The organism is Frankia sp. CgMI4 (assembly GCF_001756285.1).
Taxonomy (GTDB): Bacteria; Actinomycetota; Actinomycetes; order Frankiales; family Frankiaceae; genus Frankia; species Frankia casuarinae.
Genome location: NZ_MAQZ01000130.1, coordinates 1 through 9,352 on the forward strand (window position 1 = coordinate 1; position 9,352 = coordinate 9,352).

The 9,352-nt window shown below is 70.7% G+C and carries 9 protein-coding genes; all 9 read right to left on the reverse strand.

Annotated features, from left to right (window positions below; genetic code table 11):
* Nucleotides 1-174 precede the first annotated feature (174 nt).
* Nucleotides 175-399, reverse strand: coding sequence for an MbtH family protein (locus Manayef4_RS21985; RefSeq protein ID WP_070133266.1), 225 nt, complete (start codon nucleotides 397-399; stop codon nucleotides 175-177).
* A gap of 291 nt (nucleotides 400-690) precedes the next feature.
* Complete coding sequence (locus Manayef4_RS21990; RefSeq protein WP_070133258.1) at nucleotides 691-2,016, reverse strand: PLP-dependent aminotransferase family protein; 1,326 nt, start codon at nucleotides 2,014-2,016, stop codon at nucleotides 691-693.
* Nucleotides 2,016-2,894, reverse strand: coding sequence for a prephenate dehydrogenase (locus Manayef4_RS21995; protein WP_070133260.1), 879 nt, complete (start codon nucleotides 2,892-2,894; stop codon nucleotides 2,016-2,018). The genes Manayef4_RS21990 and Manayef4_RS21995 overlap by 1 nt, the downstream gene beginning before the upstream one ends.
* 24 nt (nucleotides 2,895-2,918) lie before the next feature.
* Nucleotides 2,919-3,986 carry a 4-hydroxyphenylpyruvate dioxygenase gene (hppD, locus tag Manayef4_RS22000; RefSeq protein ID WP_011436866.1) on the reverse strand — a complete coding sequence of 356 codons (1,068 nt, stop codon included), beginning with the start codon at nucleotides 3,984-3,986 and terminating at the stop codon, nucleotides 2,919-2,921.
* A gap of 136 nt (nucleotides 3,987-4,122) precedes the next feature.
* Nucleotides 4,123-4,920, reverse strand: coding sequence for an enoyl-CoA-hydratase DpgD (dpgD, locus tag Manayef4_RS22005; protein WP_023842177.1), 798 nt, complete (start codon nucleotides 4,918-4,920; stop codon nucleotides 4,123-4,125).
* Nucleotides 4,917-6,215 (reverse strand): (3,5-dihydroxyphenyl)acetyl-CoA 1,2-dioxygenase DpgC, encoded by a 1,299-nt coding sequence (gene dpgC, locus Manayef4_RS22010; protein ID WP_070133262.1) that lies wholly within the window; start codon nucleotides 6,213-6,215, stop codon nucleotides 4,917-4,919. The genes dpgD and dpgC overlap by 4 nt, the downstream gene beginning before the upstream one ends.
* Complete coding sequence (dpgB, locus tag Manayef4_RS22015) at nucleotides 6,212-6,853, reverse strand: enoyl-CoA-hydratase DpgB (protein WP_011436869.1); 642 nt, start codon at nucleotides 6,851-6,853, stop codon at nucleotides 6,212-6,214. Before dpgB ends, dpgC begins: the two co-directional genes overlap by 4 nt.
* A complete protein-coding gene (gene dpgA / locus Manayef4_RS22020; protein ID WP_011436870.1) occupies nucleotides 6,847-7,947 on the reverse strand; it encodes a 3,5-dihydroxyphenylacetyl-CoA synthase DpgA in 1,101 nt (366 codons plus the stop codon). The genes dpgB and dpgA overlap by 7 nt, the downstream gene beginning before the upstream one ends.
* A gap of 70 nt (nucleotides 7,948-8,017) precedes the next feature.
* On the reverse strand, nucleotides 8,018-9,352 hold a 1,335-nt coding region (locus Manayef4_RS22025), incomplete at its 5' end, for an alpha/beta fold hydrolase (protein ID WP_139140187.1).

The following is a 9,352-nucleotide window of genomic DNA, read 5'->3' on the forward strand; positions in this document are numbered from 1 at the left end:
GCGGCATCCAACTCCGCATAGGTCAACCGCACATCCTCACAGACCACCGCCACCGCATCAGGCCGCGCGACCACCTGCGCCTGAAACATCTCCGGTAGTGTCAGGTCCGCAGTACCAGGCATCGACGTCCCCGCCTCATCYGTCCGGTATCGAGTGGTGCGGCGAGACCTGCCGTCAGTCGGCGGTCYCGTACTCCGCCATCTCCGCGATGAGGCTCTTGGGCCGCATGTCCGTCCAGTTCTCCTCGATGARGTCCAGGCACGCCTTTCTGGAGTCCTCACCGTGGACGATGGACCAGCCTCCTGGAACCTCGGCGAAGACCGGCCAGAGCGAATACTGGCCTTCGTCGTTGACGAGCACGAAATAGCTGGCGGACTCGTCCTCGAAGGGATTGGTCATGACCATTACCTCTCTCCGTCGGCGACCATTTGGGGATAACGACTCATCCCACTGTAAGGTAACCGACCCGTGACGGGCAGAGCAAGGCGGTACCCGGCCAGATGTCCGATTCAGCAGTTGGACATCCGGCCCTGAAAATGTCCACTCAGATTCGATGACCGAACGACACGCCTCGTCATCGTGCACGCCCCGTTCATAGGCTTCACCCGGCCAGCCGACCCATGGCCCCCGGTAACCGGCTCACCCCGGTAACCGGCTCGGTGCGGTAACCGACTCAGTGCGGTAACCGACTCAGCGCGGCGGGTTGGCCTGCGACTCCACGAAGCCGACCAGCCGCGCGATGCCCTCCTCGATGTCGAAGCGGGTCAGGTAGCTGGTGGACAGCCGGATGCTGTGGTCGCCGCCGCCCTTCGGATAGAAGTAGGACATCGGCGTCCAGATAACCCCGAAGTCCTGCGCCGAACGGGTCAGCGCGGCATTGTCGGCACGGAACGGCACCCGCATGGTCAGGAAGAATCCGCCGCGGGGTGAGTTCCAGCTCACCCCGCGCTCGGCCCGCCGCTCGGCCGGCAGGTGCTTGTCCAGGCACTGCAGCATGGCGCGCATGGTGTCGCCGTAGTAGGCCGAGGTCTCGCCGTTCAGCTCGGAGATCCGGCCGTCGGCGGCGAGCAGGGCCCCGGCGATGGCGGCCTGGCTGAGCGGCGAGGTGTTCACCGTGACCATGCTCTTGATCTTGGCGAGGTCGTCGGCCAGCAGCCCGGTCCCTCCGGAGGCGTCCCGCACCACCTGGTCGGCGACCGCGAATCCGACGCGGGCCCCCGGGAAGACCGTCTTGGAGTAGGAGCCGAGGTGGATCACCCGGCGCGCCGGATCGAGCGACTTCAGCGTCGGCACCTGCGGGCCCGGGCTGACCAGCCGGTACGGGCTGTCCTCAAGGATCAGCAGGTCAAGGCGTACGGCCAGGTCGAGCAGCGCCCGCCGGGCCGGCAGCGGCATGGTCACCCCGGAGGGGTTGGAGTGGTCGGGGACCACGTAGACGGCCCTGACCCGGCGCCCGCGCGCCCGCTCGGCCGCGACCGCGGCCGCCAGATCGGCGCAGTGCAGCCCGTCCGCCCGTTCCTCGACCGGGGTCACCTCGATGTCCAACAGCCGGGCCGCGCCGGTGATCCCCACGTAGCACGGGCTGGAGACGACCAGCACGTCGCCCGGGTCCCGCATGAGCGCCCGCAGCGCCAGGAACATCGCCTCCTGGCAGCCGACCGTGACCACGATGGACTCCGGCGGCACGTCGATGCCCTCGTCCACCCGGAGTGATTCGGCGATMAGCTTCYGGATCTKTCCGGCGGACGGGCCGTACTGGAACAGGGCGTCGCGGATCTGAGCTGGCGAGTCGCCCCGCTCGGCCAGGTGATCGAGATAACGCCGCACCTGCGTGAAGATCTGCTCGATGTCGAAGAAGCCGTCATAGGGCCGTCCAGGAGCGAACGAGATCGCCGTGGGGAAACGCACGGTGACCTCGTTGAGAAAGTTCATCGTGTCCATGACGGGATCGGCGACGCTGGAGTGCAGGTCTTCCTTGCGCAGGTCTTCCTTGCGCGGGTAATGGGTTGTCTCCATCAGCTGTCCTCCACTTTCTGTGGATCGGGGATGCGACCGTGCCCGACCCGGCCGCGGACCAGCAGATCGGTGACGGCGGTGTTCCCCTCGGACCGCAGCGCCGAGGCCGTACGTGCCAGATCCCGCGCCACCTCGTCGAGCACGTCGGCGATCGGATGGGCGTTGGCCGACATGATGCCGAGCCACAGCCGAGGGTCGCCCGCCGCGATCCGGGTGACGTCGCGCGCACCCTGCCCGGTCAGCCTCATGATTGTCTCCGGGGTGTCCACGAAGCGGGCCGCCATCGCCGAGGCCACCACGTGCGGGGCGTGCGAGATCACCGCCATCGCCCGGTCGTGCTCGGCGGGATCCATCAGGACCGGCCGCGCGCCGCAGGCCCGCACCAGCGCGGTCACCGTGGCGGCGGCGGCCGCGCCGGACTCGCCGGTGGGGCACAGTACCCAGGACCGGCCGCGGAACAGGCCGGCCCGGGCGGCCAGCGGCCCTGACCATTCCCTGCCGCCCAGGGGGTGGCCTCCGACGAAGGCCGTGAGGTCGCAGCCCAGCTTGGCAGCCTCGGCGATCGGCGCCTGCTTGACGCTGGCCACGTCGGTGTACACGTGGGCCACCTGGTGCTTCTGCGCGTCCCGCAGGGCGGCAGGCACGGCGGCGGGCGGTACGGCCAGCACCGCGAGGTCGGCGGGAGCGCCCCGGTAGGCGGYGGGTCCACCGGGTAGCACCACCCCGGCGCCGAGGCCCGCGGCGAGCCGCGCCGCCGCCGGATCGCGGTCGGTCAGCAGCACGTCGGCGCCGTGGTCGCGTACGGCCAGGGCGATCGAGGTGCCGATTAATCCGGCGCCGATGACGATGAGGCGCCGGGGCACGAGATCAGCTCCCACCTGCTCACTCCCCCAAGGCCGAGGTCAGGCGCTCTCGGCGGCCCGTTGGCGTTCGACGGCCTCGTACAGGGCCTTGATGTTGTTGCTGCCGAACGTGTGGGCGCCGCGGCGGTCGATCAGCTCGTGGAAAAAGGTCCGCCTGGGGTGCCGGGACGCGGTGAAGATCTGCAGCATGACGCCGCCGTGGTCGCGATCGGCCAGGATATTGAGCTCACGCAGCGTCTCCACCGGGACGCCGACCGGGCCGAGCCGCGCCGGCAGCGCCTCGTAGTAGCTCGCCGGGGTGGTGAGGAACCGCACCCCGCGCTTCGCGCTGTCCCGGACCGCCGCCGTGATGTCGTCGGTGCGGAACGCGATGTGCTGGATTCCCGCCCCGCCGTGCGAGCGGACGAACTCGTCGATCTGGCCGGGGGCGCGGGTGGTGTCCGGTTCGATGATGGTGAAGGTGACCTTGCCGGACGGGCTGCGCACCACCTGGGAGTCCATGGCCTGAGAGCCGACCACGATGCGCTCCTCGAAGGTCCGGGTGAAGCCGAACACGTCCCGATAGGCGCGTACGGTCGGGTGCAGTTCGCCGGCGGGCAGGCAGACCGCGACGTGGTCGATGGCCCTGAGCAGGCCTTCGTTGGAGCGGTCTGGGACGGTCTCCTCGATGAGGCCGGGCGAGAAGGGCCCCTCGACCGCCTCCCGGGAGGTGAAGCGGTGCTCCACGTCGCCGAACCCGGCCACCGACGCGAAGGTCACGCGGCCGCCCGGCGTTCCCAGGGTCTCGGGCGGCGTGACCGGCACYGCTCCACGATTCACCGCCTCGGCGAACGCGGCCTGCGCCTGGTCGACGGCGAAGCCGATGACCGCCACTCCGTCGCCGTGCCGACGGACGAACTCGGCGGCGCGGTGGTCGGAGCTGGTCGCGGCGGTGACGACGACAGTGATGTCGCACTGCCGCAGCAGCACCGACTCGCAGCCCTTGAGCCCGGTGCGCGGCCCGCCTCGGCCGGTGACGGTGAAACCGAAGGAATCGCACAGTTCGGCCGCAGCCTGCGCGGCGTCCTCGACGAACAGCTCAATGTGGTCGATCGAATGAATGTCCATTCTTGCCCCTCCGTYCGTTGCGCCTCGACGCGCTTTCCACCCCAGCCCGCTGGTTAACCGGAATGACGCCCACCCCCGATTACGGATTCTTTTCTCCTGGACGACGCACCAGCGGTGGGCGGCGGACGGCGCGGGCTCAGCGGCCAGCCCATTCTGGGTCGCGTTTCTCGACGAACGCTCGGACCCCTTCCGCGGAGTCCAGGCTGTGCCGGCGCCGCTCTTCCCAGTGGTATCGGGCGGAGAATGCCTCCGGYAGCGGCATGTCGAGAGATCTGAGCACCACTTCCTTGATGGCGCGAACCGAGAGGGGGGCGCTTCTGATGATGTCGTCGGTCCACTCGGCGACGCAGCCGTCCAGCTCCGGGTAGGAAACCACGTCGTTGACCAGGCCGAACCGCAGTGCCGTCGCGGCGGTCAGCCGGCGACCGGTGAGCAGATACCCCATCGCGGTCTTCAGCGGAAGCTGCCGGGCCAGCCGGAACGCGCCGCCGGCCCCGGGGATCAGGCCGAGCCGCGCCTCCGGCAGCCCGAAGACCGCGTGCTCGGCGGCGACGATGAGGTCGCAGGCCAGGGCCAGCTCGAACCCGCCACCCAGCGCGTACCCGTTGACCCGCGCGATCACCGGCTTGGACAGGGTGAAGCGCTCGGTAAGCCGGGGCCAGCCGGGCTGACCCCGGCTACCGAGGGAGGTGGCGGGCGCGCCTCGCTCGGTGAGCTCTGCCCGCTCCTTGAGGTCCTGGCCGACCGAGAAGGCCCGGTCGCCCGCGCCGGTCAGCACCGCCACCCACACCTCATCGTCGGCCTCCACGTCGTTCCAGATCGCGGCGAGCTCCTGGTGAGTCCGCTGGTCCAGCGCGTTGAACACCTCAGGCCGGTCGATCATGATGCTGGCCACGTGGCCCTTCTTCGCGTAGCGCACCCGCGGCTCGTTCATGCGAGGCTCCCGGCGAATCGGCCGACCTTGTCGATGACATCCTGATCATGAAGCCGCAGCGCCTGCTGCAGCACGAACTCGGCCACGAAGCGGCGGAACTCCGCCACAGGTTCCTCGGCGAGGTTCAGCATCCGCCGGTTGGCGACCACCGCCGGCCCGTCGAGCCGGGCCACGCTCCGGTCGACGGCGGCGTCCAGCTCGTGCGGCTCGACGACCTCGTCGAGCACGCACCGGGCCGCGGGCTCGGTCGCCCAGATGCGGCGGCCGCCCAGGATGACCTGGCGGGCCAGCCGTGGCCCGGCGCACCGGCTGAGCCGCAGCGCCGAGACCCCGGGAATGATGCCCTCCCGCGTGGCCGGAAGGCTGAAGTAGGAGTCGGCCGCGGCCAGGACATGATCGAACACCAGCAGGAGCTGGGCCCCGCCGCCGATGGCAAAGGTGTCCACGGCGGCCACCCACGGCTTCTCGATCACGCCACCGCGCCAGGTCGCCCCCTCTCCGGCGACCAGACCTCTAACGATCTTGCTGATGTAGCCGAGCTCGCGACGCAGCAGGAACCCGACCAGCGAGATCTCCCCGGCGTGCAGGCGCTTGAGGTTGATGCCCACGCTGAACACCCGCCGGCCCCGGTAGCGCGGATGGCTCATCTCCCCGCCGCGCAGCAGCCCCACCCGGACGGCCGGGTCGAGCAGGGCCAGGTCGACGACGGTCTCCATGTCCTCGACCTGCTGCTCGTCCTCGGCGTTCAGGCAGTCGTCGCGGCACATGGTGAGGTGGGCCACCCCGTCGCGCCGGTCCAGGCGTACCGTCTCCAGCCGCAGCGAACCGGTGCGGCGGAACTCGGGCAGCAGCGCCAGCGCGCGCGGGGTCGGGTGCAGCATCGAGTCGAGCAGGTGCGGACCGGACAGCGGCGAGCGCAGCACCRCCCGCAGGAAGATGCCCTGGTCGATCTCGCGCCCTTCCTTGTTTCTCTGCGGCCGCTCGCGTTCCACGGCGAGTTGCCCGGTGGTGGGCACCAGGCCGGGGACCGCGGTCGCGGCGGCCTCGACCAGCTCACCGAGCCGCAGCCTGATGGTGCGGCCAGCCGTGAGCCGGTCGTACACCTGGTCGGCATGCGCGTCCATGAACCGGACCCGCAGCAGGCGGATCCCGTCCACCACGGCGGCGGCCTCGGCCCGCTGCTCGGGTGAGCGCACCGCGGGCTCGGGCAACGCGGCGAGCCGTTCCTCGGCGCGCTCGGCCGCCTCGGCCAGAGCCTTCTCCGCCCGCTGCGGGGCGGCGACCCCGGCCGTCATGATGCCGCCCCGCGGCGCAGCGCACGGTCGTAGGCGGCCAGGTGGGCACCGAGCGCTTCCTCGAAGCTCGTGGTGCTCGCATCGAACATCAGCTGCCGTCTGATCGCCAGCTCCCGCCCGGGGAAGGCTTCCACCGGCACGCCCTCCGGATCGTCGGACAGTTCGTCGAGCAGCCCGAGCCGCAGCGCCTCGACGGCGTCGATCGGCGCGCCGAACATCACTGCCCGGCGAGCCGCGGCGGTCCCTACCTGCTGGACGAGCCGGTAGAGGGCCATCCCGGGCCAGGTGGCCCCGCCGTCGGTCATGACGAGCAGCCGAGTGCCGGGGGTGGCCAGGCGCACGTCGGTGGCCAGGAGTACGTCGAGTGCCGTCCCGCCGCAGTCCCCCGAGGCGATGGCGACCGTCGTCGCGGACTGCCGCTCCAGCCGGCGCAGTGCCCGCTCCCACTTGGTCACGAGACCGACGGTCAGGTCCTCGGGCACCCCGCCGCGCGGGGCGCCCGACACGTGGGCGACCAGGGCTGCGGTCCCGCCGGAGTCCTCCACCCGGTCGCAGACCTCGGCGACCCGGCGGACCGACTCGGCCGACAACGGCTGGGCGCCGTCGATCCTCAGCACGATCTCCTTCGCCCTCACCATTGGACCAACGCCATCTCGATGGTGGAGCCGGGCCCCATGGCCATCAGCACCCCGTGGTCACCGGGACGGGTAACGCCCTCCTGGCACAGCCGCTCATAGGAGAACAGGAAGGAGCCGCTGGACACGTTCCCGTAGTCACGCAGGACTCCGGTGGTGTGCCGGACGTCGTGGCGGGTGAGCCCGAGATTGACCACGACCGCGTCGATGACTTTCTTCCCGCCCGAGTGCACCAGCCAGTAGGCGATGTCGCTGCGCCGCAGGCCGGTGCCCGCCAGCAGCCGGTCGGCGACCAGCTCGGCGTGCGCGCCCACCACGTAGGGGATCTGCGGGTCGAGGAAGAAGCTGAACCGTCCCTGGTCGCGGTCCCAGTCGTAGCGCATGGCGTCGATCGCGTCGGTGATGACGCAGCTCGCGAACTTCAGAATGCGCGCCCCCGGACCTGGCGTGCCGGCGACCATGGCCACCGCGGCGGCACCGTCGCCGAACAAGCTGTTGACCACGGCCGTGCGCATCGTGGAGTCCAGCGCGTACGCCGCCGAGCACGCCTCGACGCACAGCACGACGGAGAGCTCTCCCGGGTGCGCCGCCGACCAGCCGGCCACCACGTTGAGCGCGTTCAGGCCCGCGTTGCAGCCCATGCCGACGATGTCGCTGCGGCTGCAGTGCCGGTCGATGCCCAGCTCGCGGATGATCAGTGCGCTGAGCCCCGGGACGAGGAATCCGGTCGAGGTCACGCAGCACAGATGGCCCAAGTCGGCCAGCTCGGCGCCGGCGTCCTTCAGACAGGCGGTGAGGGCCTCGATCCCCATGCCGACTGCGAGCCGCTTGTGCTTGTCCAGCAGGTCGCCCTGCGGCTCGCAGACCCGGCGGCCGGCAGCGTCGGCCGGGGGCAAGGTGAGGTGGCGCCGATCGATCGCGCTGTTGAGGAAGACCGAGCGGACCCTGGGATCCGTCACGCCCAGGATGTCGAGCAGCTCCCGCTGGGTGTACGACGTGGCGGTCACGGCGGTCCCGACACCCGCGATCCTGGCGATCGGCCGGACGTGCGGGAGCGCTGCGGCCGGGGGCTCCGGCCGGTCGAGGCTGATGGTCATCGGAAGGTCCATCCCCACATGCGCGGCTTGCTACGGAGGAGCGGTCGAATGCTTGTCGTCGGCACCTTTCTCACCTCTCGTGTCGTGCCAGCTTCTCGGTGATCACCCGTGCGATCTCCGCGAGATGTTCTGCCTGCATGAGCTCCTGGTGGGCTCCTGAGATTTCGTGACCGTCGATCCGCCCGTCGACGTAGGGCCGCCACAGGGTGGGCGCCTCGGCTGCGGGCTGGGAGGGCAACCGGTCAAGCAGCGCGACGAACAGCAGCAGGTCGCCGTGCAGGACATCCGGAGTGAACTCCGCGCCCAGCCTCATGGTGTTGTCGAGCACCGAGCGGATCCTGCGCAGCCGCTCGCCGTCGACGTCCCCGCGGCCGACGTCCCCACGGCCGACGACCTGCTCGATCATCCGGTCCAGCCGCTGGTCCATCTTCCCGCGGACCTTCGGCATGACCTCCCGGCCGTCCTCCGGCCGGCTCCGTACGGCGGTGGAGGCGGGATAGCCGTCGAGAATCGCCAGGAGGCCGACCTGCTCGCCCCGTGCCTGGATGTGGGTGGCGAGGGCATGGGCGACCACCCCGCCCAGCGACCAGCCGAGCAGGTGGTAGGGGCCGGTGGGCTGGACGGATCGGATCCGTTCGAAGTAGTCGGCCGCCATGTCCGCCACGGTCCGCGGCAACGGCTCGGTCCGGGCCAGGCCTCGTGCCTGGAGGCCGTAGATGGGCAGGTCAGCGGGCAGGTGGTCGGCCAGGCCCGTGTAGCGCCAACTGATGCCCTCCACCGGGTGGACGCAGAACAGCGCGGGCCGGGTCCCCTCGGTGCGGATCGGCAGCAGGACGTCGAAGTCGTCGTCCTCGCCGCGGGTCTCCAGGGATGCCGYGACACCGGCCGGGGTGGGCTCGGCGAACAGCGTGCGGACGTTCAGCTCCGTGCCCAGCACCTCGCGGATGCGAGCGATCAGCCGCATGGCCAGCAGCGAGTCGCCGCCGAGGTCGAAGAAGCCGTCGTCGGCCCCGACGTACTCCAGGTCCAGGACCTCGGCGAACAGGGCGCACAACCGCTCCTCGACCGCGGTGCGCGGCCCCCGCCCGGTCGCCAGAGCACCGAAGTCGGGGGCGGGCAACGCCGCGCGGTCCAGCTTGCCGTTGGCGGTCAGCGGCAGCTCCGCCACCTCGACCACCACCGCGGGGACCATGTACTCGGGCAGCCGCCCGGCCACGAAGGCGCGGATCTCCGCCGCGCCGATCTCCTGGTGTGGCACGAGATAGGCCACGAGCTGCCGGTGGCCCGGCTGGTCCTCACGCACCACGACGGCGACCTGGTCGACGGCGGGATGCCCGGACAGCACGGCCTCGATCTCGCCGGGCTCGATCCGGAAACCACGGATCTTCACCTGCGCATCCGCCCG